This is a genomic window from Solwaraspora sp. WMMA2101 (genome assembly GCF_049179175.1).
Taxonomy (GTDB): Bacteria; Actinomycetota; Actinomycetes; order Mycobacteriales; family Micromonosporaceae; genus Micromonospora_E.
On sequence record NZ_JBMHMA010000006.1, the window covers coordinates 862784 to 881158 of the forward strand.

Consider the following 18375-nt stretch of genomic DNA (forward strand, 5'->3'; position numbering starts at 1 on the left):
CATCCGCCCACCCACCTGAAGGAGGCAGCCCGTGCCTGCCGTACCCCGCAACCCCGGCCCCGGCCGGTTCACCCGCACCGCCCGGTTCACCCGCACCGTCCTGATCGCCTGCGTCGCGCTGTTCGCCCCGCTCGCCCTGGTCGCCACGCCGGCCGCCGCCGCGCCGGTGACCGTCACCAACGGCACCCAGTTCACCGACACCACAGGTGCCGGCGTGCACGCCCACGGCGGCGGCATGATCAAGGTCGGCGCCTACTACTACTGGTTCGGCGAGAACCGCCACGACGACCACACCTTCCGGTACGTCTCCGTCTACCGGTCAACCGACCTGCGCACCTGGGAGTTGCGCAACCACGTGCTGCGCCAGTCCAGCAGCCCGGAACTGACGGTCGCCAACATCGAACGGCCCAAGATCCTCTACAGTGCGGCCACCGGCAAGTACGTGCTCTGGATGCACTGGGAGAACGGCGTCGACTACGGCCAGGCCCGGGTGGCGGTCGCCACCTCCGACACCGTCGACGGCAACTACACGTACCTGGGCAGTTTCCGACCGCTCGGCTACGACTCCCGGGACATGACCGTCTACCGCGACGACGACGGCACCGCGTACCTGATCTCCTCGACCCGGGTCAACGCGGACCTGAACATCTACCGGCTGACCCCCGACTACACCGGCGTCGCCGCCCTGGTCCAGACCCTGTGGCCGGGCAACTACCGGGAAGCGCCGGCGATGTTCAAACGCGACGGCGTCTACTTCCTCGTCACCTCCGGCGCCACCGGCTGGCAGCCCAACCAGGCCCGGTACGCCACCGCCACCAGCATCACCGGCACCTGGAGCGCGCCGACGACCTTCGGCGACAGCATCACCTACGGATCCCAGCCGGCGTACGTGCTGCCCGTGCAGGGCACCGCCACCACCTCCTACCTCTACCTCGGTGACCGGTGGGCCAGCGCCTGGGGTGGCCGGGTCAACGAGTCGCGCTACGTCTGGCTGCCGCTGACCTTCCCGTCGGCGCGGACACTGAGCATGAGCTGGCATCCGCAAATCAGCGTCGACACCGCCACCGGGCAGGTCACCGGCATCGGCGGCGGGTACGCCTACGAGACGCTGCGGGCCCGGCACAGCGGCAAGTGCCTCGACGTGCTCAACGCCTCCACCGCCGACGCCACCGAGGTCGCCCAGTACGGCTGCCACAACGGCGGCAACCAGCACTGGCAGCTGCGTGACCTCGGCACCGGCTACCACCAGCTGGTGGCCCGGCACAGCGACCGCTGCCTGACCGTCGCCGGTGGCTCCACCGCCGACCACGCCACCATCGCCCAGTACGCCTGTCAGCCCGGCCGCACCGACCAGCAGTGGCAACTGGTCGACGTCGGCTCCGGTCACCTGCGGATCGTGGCCCGGCACAGCGGCAAGTGCCTCGACGTCGCCGGCTACTCCACCGCCGACAGCGCCCGGTTGATCCAGTACACCTGCAGCACCGCCGCCAACCAGCAGTTCCAGCGGGTCGGCGTGGTCTGACGCCGCCCACCTGCCGTACGCCGCCGCCACGACCGGCACACTGGGTGCGGCGGCGTACGGCGAGGGCGGACGGGGGTGGTCGAGGTGCGGCGTACCTCCCGGGACATCCGGGTCGCGAACCGGTTCGAGGTGCTGCGGCAGATCCTCGCCACCGGCGCGGTGTCCCGTCAGGAGGTGGCCGGCGAGACCGGGCTGAGCCAGGCCACCGTCTCCACCCTCGTCAGCCAACTGCTGGACCTGGGCCTGCTCACCGAGGTCGGGTTCCAGGACTCCGGCGGCGGCCGCCCGCGCGGCCTGGTCTCGGTCGACCCGGCCGGCGGCGTCATCGTCGGCGTCGACGTGGCCGAGACGTACGTGCACGTCGACGCCTTCGACCCGACGTTGACCGTGCTGGCCAGCCACACCGACCGGCTGCACCCGGCGGAGAACCGGCCGGAGCAGGTCGTCGCGCACGTGGCCACCGGGGTGCACGCGGTGCTGCGGCACCGGCGCGTCGCCCGCCGCCGGCTGCTCGGCGTCGGGGTCAGTGTGCCCGGTCAGGTCGACCGGGAAGGCGGGGTCAGCGCGTTCGCGCCCAACTGGAACTGGCACGACGTACCGCTGCGGGGTCTGCTCGCCGCCGCGCTGGACCTGCCCGCGCGCCCGGACCTGCCGCTGCACCTGGACAACCCGCTGCGGGCCAGCGTCGTCGCCGAACTGTGGTTCGGGGCCGGCCGAGGGCGCGACCACGTCGCCGTACTGACCCTCGGCACCGGCGTCGGTGCCGGCCTGGCCTTCGGCGGCAGCCTCTACCGTGGTGCCACCAACAGCGCCGGGGAGTGGGGGCACACACGGCTGGTCCCCGACGGGCGGGCCTGCCACTGCGGCGCCCGGGGCTGCGTCGAGGCGTACGTCGGGGCCCCCGGGATCGCAGCCCACCTGCGTGAACGGGACCCGGCCAGCCCGATGCTGCGGTACGAAGGCCGGACCGCCACCATCGACCAGACCGCCACCATCGACGCGCTCGCCGCCGGGGTGGCCGCCGCGGATCCGACCGCGGTAGCGGTCGTCGCCGACACCGCGTACCACCTGGGGGTCGCCGTCGCCGACCTGGTGAACCTGGTCAACCCGCAGGTGGTGGCGCTCAGCGGGTGGGTCACGGCCCGGCTCGGGCCGGCGCTGCTCGACGGGGTACGGGCACAGGCCGCCCGGCACGCGCTGCGCCGGCCGTTGGCGGCGGCCGAGATCACCCTGGGCCGGGTCGCCGGCAACCCGGTCAGTCTCGGCGCGGCGACGTTCGCCCTGGAGGGCCTGGTCGCGGCGATCGGCGCGCCGCCGGCGCGGGCCCGCGCCCGGCTCAGTCCTTGAGCGGGTACGGGATGAAGGTGCTGCGGTTGACGTCGACGTCGAGTTGCCGGCTGATCGGTGGGGCCGCCCGCTGCGGGCAGGTCATCCGCTCACAGGTCTTGCAGCCGGGGCCGATCGGCGTGGCCGCGTCAGCGGCGTGCAGGTCCATCCCGGCGGAGTAGACGAGCCGGCCGGCGTGGCGGGTCTGACAGCCCAGGCCGATCGCGTACACCTTGCCGGGTTGGCCGTAGCCGCCGTTGTGCCGGATGACGGTGCGGGCGATCCACAGGTAACGCTGACCGTCGGGCATCGCGGCGATCTGGGTGACCACCCGGCCCGGCGAACCGAACGCCTCGTAGACGTTCCACAGCGGACAGGTGCCGCCGGTGCGGGAGAACGGGAACCCGGTCGCGGACTGGCGTTTGGACATGTTGCCGGCCCGGTCGACCCGGACGAACGAGAACGGCACCCCGCGCGAGCGGGGCCGCTGCAGGGTGCTGAGCCGGTGGCAGACCGTCTCCCAGCCCATCGCGAAGTGCTCGGTGAGCAGGTCGATGTCGTAGCGGCGCTGCTCGGCGGCGGCGAGGAACTGCTCGTACGGCAGGACCAGCGCCGCCGCGAAGTAGTTGGCCAGCCCGACCCGGGTGAGGATCTGGGTCTGGACGTCGCCGAACCCCTCCTCCTCGATGATCTCGTCGATCACGTCGGCGTACTCCAGCAGGGCGATCTGGGCGGCCATCCGGATCGCCTCCTGCCCGGCGCGCAGCGAGGTCGACAGGTGCAGGGTCCGGGTCTGCGGCCGGTAGCGGTGCAGCTCACCGCCGAGGGACTCGGCGTCGTCGCGGGAGATCCGTACGCCGTGGCGATGCGCGAGGCGGTCCTGCAACGCCGCGCGGGCCTCGCCCCGGCGGATGCCGATCTGCGCGGCGAGCCGTTCGGCGGCCTCGTCGACCGCCGGAACGTAGTTCTGCCGCCGGTAGAAGAACTCGGTGACCTGGTCGTGCGGGCTGTGGCCGAGCCGTTCCCGGTCGCCGACCAGTTCGGACAGCTGTTCGTCGACCTGCTGGTAGCGCCGGTGCAGGTCGATGACCGCCTCGGCCACCTCGGGCAGCCGGGAGGCGAGCTCGGTCAGCTCGCCGATCCCGGTGCGGGTGCCGAGGGCCTCGCGCAGCCCGGCGACCAGACGCGGGGTGTCGTGCGGGGCGAAGCTGGTCGGATCGACGCCGAACACCTCGGTGATCCGCATCAGTACGGCGACGGTCAGCGGTCGGGAATCGTGCTCGATCTGGTTCAGATAGCTCGCGGAGATGTTGAGCTGCCGGGCCAGTTCGGTCTGACTGATGCCCCGCTCCTCACGCATCCGGCGCAGCCGGGCACCGGCGAAGGTCTTGGTCACCGCCCGCACCTCCCGGGTCGCCGCCGAACACTATTCGCACACGTTAACACGCCACGGACCGGCATTAACACAGCTGCCAACAGGACAATTAGCAAGTTGGCAAAATCTGCTGAAAACTTTTCAACAATTGGCTCCTTCCGTATCTCGACCCGACCGCCGGCGCTGCGCCACAGTGGGCGACACACCACCGGGCAAGGAGACGAAGATGCAGAACGCAGTCGATCAGTTGCAGCACGAATGGGACACCGACCCGCGCTGGCACGGCGTGCGGCGCAGCTACCGCCCCGCCGACGTGGTGCGGCTACGCGGCGCGATCACCGAGGAACACACCCTCGCGCGGCACGGCGCCAGACGACTGTGGCAGCTGCTGCACAGCGAGGACTACATCCACGCGCTCGGCGCGCTCACCGGCAACCAGGCGGTGCAGATGGTCCGGGCCGGACTCAAGGCGATCTACCTCTCCGGCTGGCAGGTGGCGGCCGACGCCAACCTCGCCGGCCACACCTACCCCGACCAGAGCCTCTACCCGGCGAACTCGGTGCCGGCGGTGGTCCGCCGGATCAACAACGCGCTGCTGCGGGCCGCGCAGATCAACACCGCCGAAGGCGGCGCCGACTCCGGTGCCGGACCGGCCGGCGGCGACAGCCCGGCGACCGACTGGCTGGCCCCGATCGTGGCCGACGCCGAGGCCGGCTTCGGCGGCGTGCTCAACGCGTACGAGCTGATGACCGCGATGATCGGCGCCGGCGCGGCCGGGGTGCACTGGGAGGACCAGCTGGCCGCCGAGAAGAAGTGCGGCCACCTCGGCGGCAAGGTGCTGATCCCGACCGGGGCGCACATCCGCACCCTGGAGGCGGCCCGGCTCGCCGCCGATGTCGCCGGGGTGCCGAGCGTGGTGATCGCCCGCACCGACGCGCAGGCCGCCACCCTGCTCACCACCGACATCGACGAGCGGGACCAGCCGTTCGTCACCGGTGAACGCACCGCCGAGGGCTTCTACCGGGTGCGCAACGGCATCGAGCCGTGCATCGCCCGGGGACTGGCCTACGCACCCCACGCCGACCTGCTGTGGATGGAGACCAGCACCCCGGACCTGGAGGTCGCCCGCCGGTTCGCCGAGGCGATCAAGAGCGAGTACCCGGACCAGCTGCTGGCCTACAACTGCTCGCCGTCGTTCAACTGGCGCAAGCACCTCGACGACGCCACCATCGGCAAGTTCCAGCGGGAGCTGGGCCACATGGGATACAAGTTCCAGTTCATCACCCTGGCCGGCTTCCACGCGCTCAACTACTCGATGTTCGACCTGGCCCGCGGCTACGCCAGCGACGGGATGAGCGCGTACGTGTCGCTGCAGGAGCGTGAGTTCGCCGCCGAGCCGGCCGGCTACACCGCCGTCAAGCACCAACGGGAGGTCGGCACCGGCTACTTCGACCTGATCAGCACCGTGCTCAACCCGGCCGCCGAGACCACCGCGCTGCGCGGTTCGACCGAAGAGGAACAATTCGCGTGAGGTACGAGATTCTCGGCCCGATGGCCGACCGGTTCGACGAGGTGCTCACCCCGGCGGCGCTGGAGTTCCTGGTCGCCCTGGACGGCGAGTTCGCCGCCCGCCGGGTGGCGCTGCTGGACACCCGCCGCGCCCGACGGGCCCGGTACGCCTCCGGCCAGCTGCCCGACTTCCTGCCGGAGACCGCGCACATCCGCGCCGACGGGTCCTGGCGGGTCGCACCGGCCGCGCCCGGCCTGGTCGACCGGCGGGTGGAGATCACCGGGCCGACCGACCGGAAGATGACCGTCAACGCGCTGAACTCGGGCGCGAAGGTGTGGCTGGCCGACTTCGAGGACGCCACCAGCCCGGTCTGGCACAACGTCATCGGCGGGCAGCTGAACCTGATGGACGCCCTGGACCGGCGGATCGACTTCACCGACGGCCGGGGCAAACGGTACGCGCTGCGCGAGCAGCTGGCCACGATCGTGGTCCGCCCGCGCGGCTGGCACCTGGTGGAGAAGGGCATCGTGGTCGACGGCCGGCCGATCTCGGCCAGCCTGGTCGACTTCGGGCTCTACTTCTTCCACTGTGCGCGGCGGCAGCTCGACGCCGGTGCCGGCCCGTACTTCTACCTGCCGAAGCTGGAGGGCCACCGTGAGGCGCGGCTGTGGAACGACGTGTTCGTCTTCGCACAGCGCTACCTCGGCCTGCCGCAGGGCACCATCCGGGCGACGACGCTGATCGAGACGATCACCGCCGCGTTCGAGATGGAGGAGATCCTCTACGAGCTGCGGGAGCACTCGGCCGGGTTGAACGCCGGCCGGTGGGACTACATCTTCAGCGTGATCAAGAACTTCGGGCAGTGGCCGGACTTCGTCCTGCCCGACCGGGCCGAGGTCACCATGACGGTGCCGTTCATGCGGGCGTACACCGAACTGCTGGTGCGGACCTGTCACCGGCGCGGCGCGCACGCCATCGGCGGGATGGCCGCCTTCATTCCCAGCCGGGATCCGCAGGTCAACGAGGTCGCGTTGGGCAAGGTGCGGGCGGACAAGCAGCGGGAGGCCGGCGACGGCTTCGACGGCTCCTGGGTTGCCCACCCGGGTCTGGTGCCGACCTGCCGGGAAGTCTTCGACGCGGTGCTCGGCGACCGCCCGCACCAGGTCGACCGGCTACGTGACGAGGTGGCGGTGACCGCGACCGACCTGCTGGCCGTGGACAAGACCCCGGGTCAGGTGAGCGCGGCCGGGGTCCGCGCCAACGTCGCGGTGGCGCTGCGGTACGTCGACGCGTGGCTGGGCGGTGCCGGCGCGGTGGCGCTGTGGAACCTGATGGAGGACGCGGCGACCGCCGAGATCGCCCGCTGCCAGGTGTGGCAGTGGTGCCAGCACGGCACCCCGCTGGCCGACGGCGGCTGCGTCACCGAGGACCTGGTCCGGTCGATCCTGGCCGAGGAGCTGGCCGATCTGGTCGACGGGCGTGACGGCCCGGACCGCGACCGGGCCGAGGCGGCGGCCCGGATCGTCGAGGAGACGGCGCTCGGCGAGGACCTGCCGGCGTTCTTCACCACCGAGGCGTACGCCCGGCACCTGTCCCCCGCCGGTGCGTCGGACCGCCCGTAGCGGCCTGGCACACCGGCGGGCGCAGTGGCGGGTACGGGCTCAACGGCGCGCCCGTACCCGCTGCTCAGTGCGTGCCTTCGGCGATCTCCTCGACGAGCTTGTCGCAGAACGCCGGCAGGTCGTCCGGCTTGCGGCTGGTGACCAGTCCGTTGTCCACGTGGCATTCGGCGTCGACCCAGGTCGCCCCGGCGTTGGTCAGGTCGGTGCGCAGGCTCGGCCAGGACGTGAGGGTGCGTCCCCGGACCACCTCGGCGTCGATCATCGTCCACGGCCCGTGACAGATCGCCCCGACCGGTTTGCCGGCGGTGAAGAACGACCGGACGAAGCTGACCGCGTCCGGGTCGGCCCGGAGGAAGTCCGGGTTGGCGACCCCGCCGGGCAGCACCAGCGCGTCGTAGGAGTCCGGGTCGGCCTTGTCGGCGGTGACGTCCACCGGGTACGTCTTCGACTTGTCCAGGTGGTTGAAGGCCTGGATCTCGCCCGACTTTATCGACACCAGTTCGACGGTGGCGCCGGCCGCCTCGACCGCCTCGCGCGGCTGGGTGTACTCGACCTCCTCGACCCCGTCGGTGGCCAGGAACGCCACGCGCTTGCCCTGCAGCGTCGTTGCCATCTGCGGCTCCTTTCACTCGCGTAGGGTGTCCAGTCGACTCATCTGCCCCAGGGCGGGCCGGCCAAACCCACCGTGACCGGTGTCTCCGACGCTGCGGATGTTAACGCTCACCGTTATCCAGGGCGGTCGATCAGTTCCACCAGCAGACCCGACCCTCGGCCGGCCCGGTGCAACTTGACGAACCCAGTGTTATCGATAACAAGCGATGGCTGACGGGACCGGGCCCATGGCTCACCGGGCGAGCCATCTGCCAGACCCTGCGGATCCGGGCGTCCGCCCCAGGGCATGCCGGGCGTCGATCAGGGATGCCGTCCGCCTCGGGCCGGCACGACCACCACCGCTCGCCCACCAGACTGCCCGCCGACCGACGGCCAGCGCACCACGCCGTCGTCCACATCCGCCCATTCGTGCCTGACCAGGCAAGGGAGTTGCGATGTCAAGAATTCGCACCACCGCCGTACCCATCGCGCTCGCGGCGCTACTCGCGGTCGCCGCAGGTGGCATGACCCTCGTCGCGGGTTCCGCCAACGCCGAGACCACCAGCACCGGATCCGCCGTGTCGGCCGCCGACGTCGGCATCGCCGCCGCGAGCGCCGGATGCGGCCGTACGCCGACGCTACGGAACGGGACCCACACGATCCAGAGCAACGGACAGAACCGCAGCTTCATCCTGCGGCTGCCCGCCAACTACGACAACACCCGCCAGTACCGGCTGATCTTCGCCTACCACTGGCGCGGCGGCACCGCCAACGAGATCGACTCCGGCGGCACCAGTGGCGCCGCCTGGTCCTACTACGGTCAACTGGAGCAGTCGAACAACAGCGCGATCCTGGTCGCACCGCAGGGCCTCGGCAACGGCTGGGCCAACAACGGCGGCGAGGACGTCACCTTCTTCGACAACATGGTCCAGCGGATCGAGAGCGACCTCTGCGTGGACACCACGCAGCGCTTCTCACTCGGCTTCAGCTGGGGCGGCGGGATGAGCTACGCGCTCGCCTGCGCCCGGCCGAACCAGATCAGGGCGGTCGCGGTCATCTCCGGCGGGCTGATCAGCGGCTGCAGCGGCGGCACCCAGCCCGTCGCCTACTTCGGCCTGCACGGCATCACCGACAACGTCCTGCCCATCTCGATGGGCCGCTCGCTGCGGGACACCTTCGTGCGCAACAACGGCTGCACCCAGCAGAGCCCACGGGAACCCGCCCAGGGCAGCCGGACCCACATCACCACCGCCTACTCGGGCTGCCGCGCCGGGTATCCGGTCCAGTGGGCCGCGTACGACAACGGCCACATGCCCGGCCCGGTGGACGGCACCTACAACGAAAGTGGCGTCAACACCTGGACCAAGCGTGAGATCTGGCAGTTCTTCTCCCAGTTCCAGGGCGGCCAGCCGGGGCCGACGACTCCTCCGCCCGGACCGACGACCCCGCCCCCGGGCAACGGCGGCTGCACCGCCACCGTCTCCCTGAACTCCTGGACCGGCGGCTTCGTCGCCACCGTCCGCGTCACCGCCGGTTCCGCCGGCACCAACGGCTGGACCGTCGCCATGACCCTGCCCGGCGGCGCCAGCGTCACCAACACCTGGAACGCCACCGCCAGCGGCAACACCGGTGCCGTCCGGTTCACCAACGTCAGCTACAACGGCCGGCTCACCCCCGGCCAGGTCACCGAATTCGGCTTCCAAGGCAACGGCAGCGGAACCGGCATGACCCCCACCTGTACGGCGAGCTGAAGCACCGCTGGCCCGGCCCGGCCGTCCTCGGGCCGGGCCGGCGGCCCCCTGCCGCCGCCCGACCCCAGCGGTACGGCGTACCCACGTCACGTCCGCGCCAGGTGATCAGCCGATCAGACCCGGCGGACGACCAGCCCTGGCTTGACATCGGACGCGGCTGCCAGCTCGGTGACATCGTCCGGGTCGCTGGTGAACACGATCGCACCGCAGGCAAGCGCGACTGTCACCACGGTCGCATCGACGATGTCGGCGGTACGTGCCCTACCGCACAGCTGGCCAGCGGACTTCGCCGTCTCGAACCCCAGCTGGACCACCTCGCAGCTGTGCAGGAACCGGCCGAGTTGGGCCTGTCGCCGGGGGTCGCGCCAGGCCTGCGCCACGACCCTGATATGGCAGGGCCATCGGGCGACGGCGGTTGGTCACCGGGTGAGCAGTGAGCGCAGCACCTTGATGATCTCGTCAGGTGCCTCCTCGGCCATGAAGTGACCGGCCGAGGTGGTGCGGTGTTCCAGGTCGCCGGCCCAGGTCCGCCACAGCGCGGCCGCGTCGAACCCCAGCGCGGCGCCCCAGTCCTGCTGCACGACGGTGACCGGCATGGCCAGCCGGTTGCCGGCCGCCCGATCGGCCTGGTCGTGCTCGATGTCGATGTCGGCCGAGGCGCGGTAGTCGGCGACGATCGAGGTCACCGCCTCACGTGAGGCCCGCAGGTACTCCGCCCGTACGTCGGCGGGAATGGCCTGCGGGTCGCGGACCCACAGGTCGAGAAAGTAGCCGAAGAAGTCGTCCGCGCTGGCGCTGATCATCTGCTCGGGCAGGCCGGGCGGCTGGGCCATCAGGTACAGGTGGAACGCGACGGCGGCGGTGGAGCCATGCAGCACGTCCCACATGTCCAGGGTCGGCAGCACGTCGAGCGAGGCGAGGTGGCTAATCCGGGTGGGGTGGTCCAGGCCGGCCCGGATGGCGACCAGGGCGCCACGGTCGTGTCCGGCCAGGGCGAACCGTTCGTGGCCGAGTGCGCCGGCGAGCGCGACGACGTCGGCGGCCATGGTCCGCTTGGCGTACGTGGCCCGGTCGACCGCCTCAGGCTTGTCGCTGGCACCGTAGCCGCGCAGATCAGGCACGATCACGGTGTGGTCGACGGCCAGGTCGACGGCGACGTGCCGCCACATGACGTGGGTCTGCGGAAAACCGTGCAGCAGCACGATCGGGCTGCCCGTACCGCCGACCGCGACGTTCAGTGCCAGGTCGTCGGCGACCGCGACGCGCTGGTAGTCGAACTCAGGAATGACAACAGTCACGACTGCTCCTTCTTCTCATCGGTGGACCAGGCCAGCGTGCCGGCGGCCGATGAGCAACCGATGAGCGCGATACGTTGACCACAGGCGTAGAAGGGCGGTCCAGTCGGTGCAGGTCAGCTTCGGTGTTCTGGGGCCGGTGACGGCCTGGGACGACGTCGGCACGCCGATCGACCTGAAAGGGCCGAGGCACCGGGCGGTGCTGGCCCGGCTCGTCGTCGCCCGGGGGCGGGTCGTGCCGGTCGACCGCCTCGTCGACGACCTGTGGCCGGCGCCCGCAGCGGGCACGGTGAGCGCGGTGCGTACCTTCGTGGCGGCGCTGCGGCGCGCCCTGGAGCCGCACCGGCCACCACGTCAGCCGGCCCGGCTGCTGGTCACCGAGGGCCCCGGGTACGCGCTGCGGCCGGCGCCGGACGCCGTCGACGCCTGGCGGTTCGGCGACACGGTCGTGGCTGCGGCCACGGCGGCCCCGCACGTGGCGCTCGACCGGCTCGACCGTGCGCTGGGCTGGTGGCGTGGGCCCGCGTACGCCGGATTCGACGACGAACCGTGGGCGCGGGTCGAACGGTCCCGCCTCGACCAGCTCCGGCTCGACGCGGTCGAGCAGCGGGCCGCCGCGCTGCTGGAGCTCGGGCGGGCCGCCGAGGCCGTACCGGATCTCGACGCCCACGTGGCCGGGCATCCGTGGCGGGAGGAGGCGTGGCGGCTGCTGGCCCTGGCGCTGTACCGGGCGGGACGCCAGGGCGACGCGCTCGCGGTCCTCCGCCGGGCCCGTGACCTGCTGTCGGAGCAGCTCGGCGTCGATCCTGGCCCGCGTCTGCGGCAGCTGGAGGCCGACATCCTGCGCCAGAGCGGGCAGGTCGAGGAGCGGACAGCCGGAGCGCACCGGCTCTGGGCCAGGCTGCGGCGGCGTACGACCGGGCGGCACCGGCCAGCTCCGGGTCCCGGCTGGAATCAACGGTCGGCCTGCTGCGCAGCCTCGCCGTGACCGGGGCCGGCGGCCTCGAATCCGCGCGCCGGCAGCGGATGACGGCCATCGCCGTGGCTGAGCAGCTGGCCGATCCCGAGCTCACCGCCCAGGTGATCGGCGGGTACGACGTACCGGCGATCTGGCCGCGGTCGGACGACCCGGCGCAGGCGGCGCAGATCGTCGCGGCGGCCGAACGGGCCCTGGCCACGGCTGGTCCCGGCCTGTCCGACGCCACCCGGGCCCGGCTGCTGGCCACGGTGGCGGTGGAGTCGCGTGGCGTGGGCGGAACCCGGGGGCCGCAGGCGGCCTGCGAAGCCGAACGGATCGCCCGCCGGCTGGGTGACCCGGGCCTGCTGGCGTTCGCGCTCAACGGCGTGTTCATGCAGACGTTCCACCGGGCAGGTCTGGCATCCGAGCGCGACGGGATCGGCGCCGAACTGGTCGCGGTCGGCTCCCGGCACGCTCTGGCGTCCTACGAGATCCTGGGTCACCTCGTCCGGATGCAGGCCAGCGGCGCACTCGCGGACTTCGCCGCCGGTGACGCGCACGCGGCGGCGGCGGACCGGCTCGCGCAGCGGCACGACCGTCCGCTCGTCGGCGTGTTCACCCGGTGGTACCGGGCGCTGCGACTGGCCGCGACCGGGTCGTCGCCGGCCGCCGCCGAGGCCGCCTACCGGGACGCGGCGGCGCTGCTCGCCACCGCCGGCATGCCCGGCGTCGACCGGGGCCTGCTCCCGTTGGCGTTGCTGTGCCTGCGGGTCTGGCACGGTGACCCGGTCGGCGTCGACGACGACACCGACCGGGGACCCTACGGGCCGTGGTCCCGCCCGCTCGTCCTGCTGGCCGCAGGGCGTCCGGCCGAGGCCGCCGCCGCCCTGCGACAGACCCCGGAACCGCCGCGCGACCTGCTGTTCGAGGCCCTGTGGTGCCTCACCGCCCGGGCCGCGATCGCGCTCGACGACCGTACGGTGATGCGCCGCGCCCGCAGCGCGCTCGCGCCGGCGGCCGGGGAGCTGGCCGGGGCCGGCAGCGGCATGCTCACCGTCGGCCCGGTCGCCCACCATCTCGACCACCTTGACGCGGCTCTGCGCCGGCGCTGAGCTGCGCGAACGCCTCCGGATCGTGGGCGGAGAAGATCGTCAGGTCCGCGTCCGCGCGGGCCCGCAGGGCCGCGAGGCGGGTGTGGTTGTCCCGCACCCGCACCCGGTCGTACGCGATGAGGGTCTCCAGCGCCCGCAGGGCGAACGGCACGCCGCCACTGCCGTCGATGCTGCCCGGGTGGTAGAACGCGTCGCCGGCGTGCAGCAGCCAGCGGTCGCCCGTGTCGACCGCGACGCAGGCGTGGCCCCGGGTGTGACCGGGCAGGGGAATCAGGACGATCCCGGGCGCGATCTCGTCCAGGGGCTTCGCTGCGGCGAAGCCCCGCCACGGCTCGCCCGTCGCGCCGTGTTCGACGATGCGTGGACCGTACGCCCACTGGGCGGGCCGGAATCGACGACGCTCGCGTGAGGTCGGCGGGGTCAGGGCACCGAGTACCTCGTCGGCGGTGGTGTGCACGGTCGCATGTGGAAAATCGGAGAGGCCGCCGATGTGGTCGGCGTCGAAGTGGGTGACGACGATGTGCCGTACGTCGTCACGTCGCAGGCCGAGGCGCTCGACCTGTCGCGCGGCAGTCTCGTCGGGGTCGAGCACGGGCCGTACGACGAACCGAGCCGGACCGATGCGGCGCCCCGGGTCGGCGATGTCGTCGAGCCCGTGGCCGGTGTCGACGAGGACCAGCCCGTTGTCGGTCTCGAGGAGCAGCACATGACACACCAGCGGCGCGCCGGGCAGTCGCATCGTCCCGCAGTTGAGGTGGTGGACCTTCACTGTGCCTCCAACCGTCACTGCGCGTGACCGACACCTATCGGGATATCGGTCCGGACAGTATTCCTCTGAGGAATAATCATTCCTCAGAGGAATACTGCTGTAGTACAGTACCGGTCCGCCAGGACCGACGCGCGCAGCGCGGGACGCCGTCAGCAGCGGCCGAGCCGCGTCCAGGGACTCCCCGCAGCAGCGGCAGGTTGCTGATTGCGCGTCCACCACCGCGCGGTCCACAGCTGCCCCGCGTGCACGACGGTCTCGCCGCCGGTGTAGATCCACGACGACGTCCACTCCGGATGGAAATCGCCGGCGCAGTCCCGGTGGGCGCCGAGCTCGGCCCAGGCGCCCCACGCCGAGCTACCCGGCGTCTGGTTCCTCGTCCACCACTGGGCCTGGTGGACGCGGCCGGCGTGGTGCACCAGGTCACCCTCGGTGTAGACCTGCGACGCCTCCCAGGCGGGTACGGCCGGCGCCCACTGCGCGTAGAGCGTCGCCGACGTCCGGGCCAGCGCCGAGGCCGCGGTCGTGGCGGACACCGTGGTGCCGCTGCCGTCAGCGGCGGTGTTCCAGCCGGTGAACGCGTACGCCGGCCGGTGCAGACCGGTTCCCCGCACGTCGAGGCCGGCATCGGACCACAACAGGCCACTGCGGGCCTCGGGCACCGCGCCGATACCGCCGTTGAGGTCGTACGACACGGAGTGGACACCTTCGACGGCGGCGGCCCACGACAGCATCGGCGACTGGTTGGTGGTCGCCCGCAGCCGGATCGTCACCGGTCCGTCAGCGGCCAGGTCGATGTCGTAGCTCAACACCCGCGACGGAGTGGCGGAGTCGAGGGTGACCTGCGAGTCGACCTGATGGGCCGTGCCGTCGTAGTCCAGGAAGACGTCGTAGCCGCGGCTGTTGCCGGGCCACCAGGAGTGGCTGCCCGCGACGATCGCGTGGCGGCCCGCCGGCAGATCGAAGGTGTAGCTGAGGGTCGCCCCCACCTGGTTGGCCGTGAAGACGCCGGTGGTGGTGGTCTTGCTGTAGTCGCCGGCGACGATCCCCTTGTACTGGATGTCGCGGACGCCGGCGGCGTTGCGCGCATCGAGGCCCCAGGTCGAGCCGCCGTCGAACAGCTGATCGGGTACGGCGTTGAGCAGGTCGTTGCCCAGCAGATCGGCGACTGCGGAGTAGGCCGGCGAGTCGTACCCCAGGGTGCCGGCGGCGGTGCCGTTGACGTCGGCGAAGTAGCGCAACCCCCTCGGCACGACCTCGACCCAGGCCGTCGTGGTGGCGCCACCGTGGCTGCCCCGGACCGCGACCGTCGTCCAGGGCCGGGTGACGTCGAGTCCGGCGAGGTCCCAGGTCACCGCGAGGTCCCTGGTGCTGCCGTCGGTCAGCCGGGCGGGCAGCGTCGCCGGAAGGTCGTCCGGCACCTGGCCGAGGTACGTCGCCCGCCAGACCTGCGGCAGTGCGGCCACCCGGTTCGCCAGTGGGTAGCTGGCCGACTGGAGTCGGGAGACGAGCTGCCCGGCGCCTTCGCCGTCGAGGCGGTAGCCCACCGGGTCGGCGACCGCCCGGCCGGCCATCGTGATGGTGGTCTGCAGCAGCGCCCAGTCCTGGTCGGTGAAGTCCGCGGTGCGCTCGATCCGCGAGGCGGCCGCCAGCGCCTGACCGACGGCGGCGCTCGACGCCGGCTCGGCGGGGGGCGCGCCGAGGACACCGACGGCGTCGACCACCAGCCGTCCGGCGATCACCTCGAGGGTCACGGTGTGCCGACCCCACGGCAGGCCACGTACGGCGACGGTCTGTTGGAAGTTGGTGGCCGACCGGGTCGGCAGGTTCGTCGCGACGAGTTCCCCATCGACCCGCACGTCGAGCCGGGCGCTGCCGTCGTTGGCTCCCGTGACGTCGATCCCGGAACCGGTGAACGTGTACGCGAGGGTGGCACCGGGTGCCTGGCTGGTCGACGACGACCGTTGGTACTCGTACATGCCGCCGCCGTTGGCGTGCCGCCAGCTCCCGTCGTAGCCGAGCGCGGTAGCCGGCGGGTCGGCCAGGTCGGTCATCTCCAGGTTGTCGAGCAGTTCGCGGTAGTACGGCAGGTGACCCGGCACCCGCTCGATCGTCAGGTTGTCGAACCCGGTGTGGTGAAAGCCGCTGGCGAGGTCGACCCGGCCGGACAGGTACGGCGTGGCGTCGGTCCAGTCGAACACCTGCTCGCCGTCGACGAAACCGATGATCTGGGGACCGGCGACCCGGATCGCCAGCCGGTGCCAGGCGGTGGCGTCGAACCCGGCGACGGTCCCACCGGCGATCACCGTCCCGGTGCGGCGGAACTGCCAGGTGCCGTCCGAGCCGAGCCGCAGCGCGTACGGCGTACCGCTGAGGCTGTGTGAGCTGCCGCCGCCGGTCGACCGCGCGCCGATGGCCGCGTAGTTGTCGGCCGCCGGTGCCCGCTCGAACCGTACGTCGACGCCCGCCTGGTAGTTGGTCCACCGCAGGTCACCGACGCCGGTGATGGGGTCGGCGCTGTTCCAGGCGCCGCCGACCCCGGTCGCCGCCCGGTCGACCTGCTGGCGCAGGACGCGGTTCCCGTCGCCGGAGCGGACGGTCTCGAAGGCGCCGTTGCGGTCCCACGTGTAGAGCGGGATGGCACCGGTGTCGCCGCCCCGGGAGTCGATGAAACTCTCGGTCCGGCTCGTGACGACGCCACCTGGACCGATCACCGGCACGGTCCGGCCGGTGTAGTCGAAGTCGTCGGCCCAGAGCACGCCGTGCGCCGGGTCGGCGTCGAGCACCGTACGCTCGCCCTCGACCGGCAGCGCAGCTGTCCACTCCGGGTCGCCGGTGACGTCGAGCGTGGTGACGGTGGCGATCGAGTAGGGCGCGACGCTGATCGAGTAGGCACCGGCGGCACCCGGTGCGACGTCGGCGACGTGCCGTTTGTGGTGGGCGTTGAACGCCTCGCCCGCGCCGGCCGCCGTGGTCTGCCACACGGCAAGGGTCGGGTCGGCGTCGAGGTCGAAGCCGACCGGGGTGATGTCGTACGTCCTGGCGTACTCGGAGTCGTTGACGATGACGGTCGAGAAGTCCGACCCGTCCGGTGCCGCCATGGTCAGGTAGTTGGGCTGACCGTTGCGCCCGACGACCGGGTTGGTGCCGGTGGCGGTGGAGGCGCTGGCCTGCGGGACGACCCGCCAGATCCCGGCGGTGTTGGCGTCGTTCTCCCAGCCGGTGCGGGCGAAGCTGGTGAAGTGCTGCAGTACGGCCAGGCCGGCGTCGTAGTGCAGCCAACCCGACCACGGGTCGCGGGCGGAGACGAGTTCCTTGAAGGAGTACTGGCCGCCTTCGAAGAACGAGCCGATGGCGGGTTGGTAGACGAAGTGTGTCCGCCGCGATTTGACGAAGCCCTTGACGATGGTGTTGGCCATCTCCAGCGCGCTGCCCGTCCCACCGAGGCCGGTGCCCGGCACGGTCGGGTCAGCCGTGTTGTTGTTCGGCCGGAACGACGAGTTACTGAAGGTGGCCTGCGCCTCGCTGTTCCAGATCTCCTTGTCGTACTGCTCGGCGAGCCGGGTGAAGTTGTGCTGCCCGTCGTCGTCGGTGTTGTAGTGGTAGCCGGCGACCGCGACCGCGTCGCGCAGGGCGGCGTCGCCGACCATCGCGCCGCCGAAGGTGCCGACGCCGACCTCGTCGGAGATGACGAGCTGAATCCGGCGGTAGAGCTCCGCCTCGCCGGGGCGGAAGCCGGCCAGCCCGGGGTCGTCGCTGACGTAGCCGGTGGTGTCGGTGCGCACCTGGTGCGCGTACTGCTTGGTCCAGGTCAGGTCGGCGGCGTGCTCGTTCACGCCGGGGTTGACGTAGTCGACCATGAAGCCGTACTCGCGGTAGGCCGCCAGGATGGTGTTCTTGTACCAGGTGTAGATCTTCGCGTTGGTGTTCGCCCAGGCTGGCGCGTTCCACCGCAGGATGCTGACCTTGAGGTCGGGGTTGACCTTCCTGGCGTCGGCGGCCAGTTGGAAGCCGGGGTGCCGGGTCACGTTCGCCGGTTCGGTCTCCCAGCGCATGGTGGCCGGGTCGGAACCGGTCGAGTTGTTCCGGTCGTTGCCCATCTCGATCTTTACGTGGCTCATGATGGGGCGGTCGCCGCCGAACAGGACCCGCAGCAGCCGTGCGTACACCTCGGGGTGTTGGGCCTTGTAGTCCATCAGCACCGCGCTGGTGCTGTTCGCGCTCAGTACGCCGAACCCTTTGAAGGTCAGGCCGTTGACGTTGTCGGCGGCGATGTCCCAGGCGTCCACGGTGACCTCGACGGCCGCAACGGCCGCGGCGGCCGCTGGCGTAGCGCCCATCAGTGGTGTCGGCGTGACCATCACGCAGGCGAGCAGGGCAGCGGTGACTGTCGCAAGGCGTCTGCGTCTCATGGGTGACCCTTCTGCTGACCCGATGTTTCAGTCAGGTGCACGACTGGTCACGCGACAGTAAATCGGTCGTAGATGCCCGTCAACGACACGAAAAGATCGGATCCGATCGCCTGTGATCACAATCGACCAGGTCAC

General features: G+C 71.6%; 13 protein-coding genes. 7 read left to right on the plus strand and 6 right to left on the minus strand.

Features of this window, described 5'->3' with window-relative positions; translation table 11 throughout:
- The first annotated feature begins 31 nt into the window (after positions 1–31).
- Together ACN28F_RS04445 and ACN28F_RS04450 are read left to right on the plus strand one after the other, a co-directional pair.
- The gene (locus ACN28F_RS04445; protein WP_289206832.1) at positions 32–1522 is read left to right on the plus strand and encodes an RICIN domain-containing protein; all 1491 of its coding nucleotides are present in this window, start codon (positions 32–34) and stop codon (positions 1520–1522) included.
- An 84-nt stretch (positions 1523–1606) separates the two neighbouring features.
- Entirely contained in the window at positions 1607–2869 is a 1263-nt protein-coding gene (locus ACN28F_RS04450) for an ROK family protein (RefSeq protein ID WP_421357046.1), read from the plus strand.
- Here ACN28F_RS04450 and ACN28F_RS04455 read toward each other — a convergent pair.
- Positions 2859–4244 (minus strand): short-chain fatty acyl-CoA regulator family protein, encoded by a 1386-nt coding sequence (locus ACN28F_RS04455; protein WP_421357047.1) that lies wholly within the window; start codon positions 4242–4244, stop codon positions 2859–2861. The two genes, ACN28F_RS04450 and ACN28F_RS04455, sit on opposite strands and share 11 nt — an antisense overlap.
- A 205-nt stretch (positions 4245–4449) precedes the next feature.
- On the opposite strand from ACN28F_RS04455, the gene aceA reads away from it, so the two are divergent.
- Both aceA and aceB read left to right on the plus strand, forming a co-directional pair.
- Positions 4450–5754 (plus strand): isocitrate lyase, encoded by a 1305-nt coding sequence (gene aceA, locus ACN28F_RS04460; RefSeq protein WP_289206835.1) that lies wholly within the window; start codon positions 4450–4452, stop codon positions 5752–5754.
- Positions 5751–7355 (plus strand): malate synthase A, encoded by a 1605-nt coding sequence (gene aceB, locus ACN28F_RS04465; RefSeq protein ID WP_289206836.1) that lies wholly within the window; start codon positions 5751–5753, stop codon positions 7353–7355. The genes aceA and aceB overlap by 4 nt, the downstream gene beginning before the upstream one ends.
- 64 nt (positions 7356–7419) lie before the next feature.
- Here the strand turns inward: aceB and ACN28F_RS04470 are convergent, their stop codons facing one another.
- A complete protein-coding gene (locus tag ACN28F_RS04470; protein ID WP_421357048.1) occupies positions 7420–7968 on the minus strand; it encodes a type 1 glutamine amidotransferase domain-containing protein in 549 nt (182 codons plus the stop codon).
- Between the two features lie 433 nt (positions 7969–8401).
- Here ACN28F_RS04470 and ACN28F_RS04475 point away from each other — a divergent pair, with 433 nt between their 5' ends.
- On the plus strand, positions 8402–9697 hold the full coding sequence (locus tag ACN28F_RS04475) for a cellulose binding domain-containing protein (RefSeq protein WP_421357049.1): 1296 nt from the start codon (positions 8402–8404) through the stop codon (positions 9695–9697).
- A gap of 113 nt (positions 9698–9810) precedes the next feature.
- Here the strand turns inward: ACN28F_RS04475 and ACN28F_RS04480 are convergent, their stop codons facing one another.
- Together ACN28F_RS04480 and ACN28F_RS04485 are read right to left on the minus strand one after the other, a co-directional pair.
- Positions 9811–10077: a type II toxin-antitoxin system VapC family toxin gene (locus tag ACN28F_RS04480; protein ID WP_289206839.1), complete on the minus strand. Its 267-nt coding sequence runs from the start codon at positions 10075–10077 to the stop codon at positions 9811–9813.
- Positions 10078–10116: 39 nt separating this feature from the next.
- On the minus strand, positions 10117–10995 hold the full coding sequence (locus tag ACN28F_RS04485) for an alpha/beta fold hydrolase (protein WP_289206840.1): 879 nt from the start codon (positions 10993–10995) through the stop codon (positions 10117–10119).
- A gap of 136 nt (positions 10996–11131) precedes the next feature.
- On the opposite strand from ACN28F_RS04485, the gene ACN28F_RS04490 reads away from it, so the two are divergent.
- Positions 11132–11980: an AfsR/SARP family transcriptional regulator gene (locus ACN28F_RS04490; protein ID WP_421357050.1), complete on the plus strand. Its 849-nt coding sequence runs from the start codon at positions 11132–11134 to the stop codon at positions 11978–11980.
- A 53-nt stretch (positions 11981–12033) separates the two neighbouring features.
- On the plus strand, positions 12034–13062 hold the full coding sequence (locus tag ACN28F_RS04495; protein WP_421357051.1) for a hypothetical protein: 1029 nt from the start codon (positions 12034–12036) through the stop codon (positions 13060–13062).
- On the opposite strand, the gene ACN28F_RS04500 is transcribed toward ACN28F_RS04495, so the two are convergent.
- Both ACN28F_RS04500 and ACN28F_RS04505 read right to left on the minus strand, forming a co-directional pair.
- Positions 13001–13831, minus strand: coding sequence for an MBL fold metallo-hydrolase (locus tag ACN28F_RS04500; RefSeq protein ID WP_289206842.1), 831 nt, complete (start codon positions 13829–13831; stop codon positions 13001–13003). The two genes, ACN28F_RS04495 and ACN28F_RS04500, sit on opposite strands and share 62 nt — an antisense overlap.
- Positions 13832–13980: 149 nt before the next feature.
- Positions 13981–18240: a carbohydrate-binding protein gene (locus tag ACN28F_RS04505; RefSeq protein WP_421357052.1), complete on the minus strand. Its 4260-nt coding sequence runs from the start codon at positions 18238–18240 to the stop codon at positions 13981–13983.
- Positions 18241–18375 lie beyond the last annotated feature (135 nt).

What these genes read in the sequence shown, in the direction of transcription:
- aceA (WP_289206835.1), top strand. Translation starts at nt 4,450, where the DNA reads ATGCAGAACGCAGTCGATCAGTTGCAGCACGAATGGGACACCGACCCG.
- ACN28F_RS04470 (WP_421357048.1), bottom strand. Translation starts at nt 7,968, where the DNA reads ATGGCAACGACGCTGCAGGGCAAGCGCGTGGCGTTCCTGGCCACCGAC.
- ACN28F_RS04475 (WP_421357049.1), top strand. Translation starts at nt 8,402, where the DNA reads ATGTCAAGAATTCGCACCACCGCCGTACCCATCGCGCTCGCGGCGCTA.
- ACN28F_RS04505 (WP_421357052.1), bottom strand. Translation starts at nt 18,240, where the DNA reads ATGAGACGCAGACGCCTTGCGACAGTCACCGCTGCCCTGCTCGCCTGC.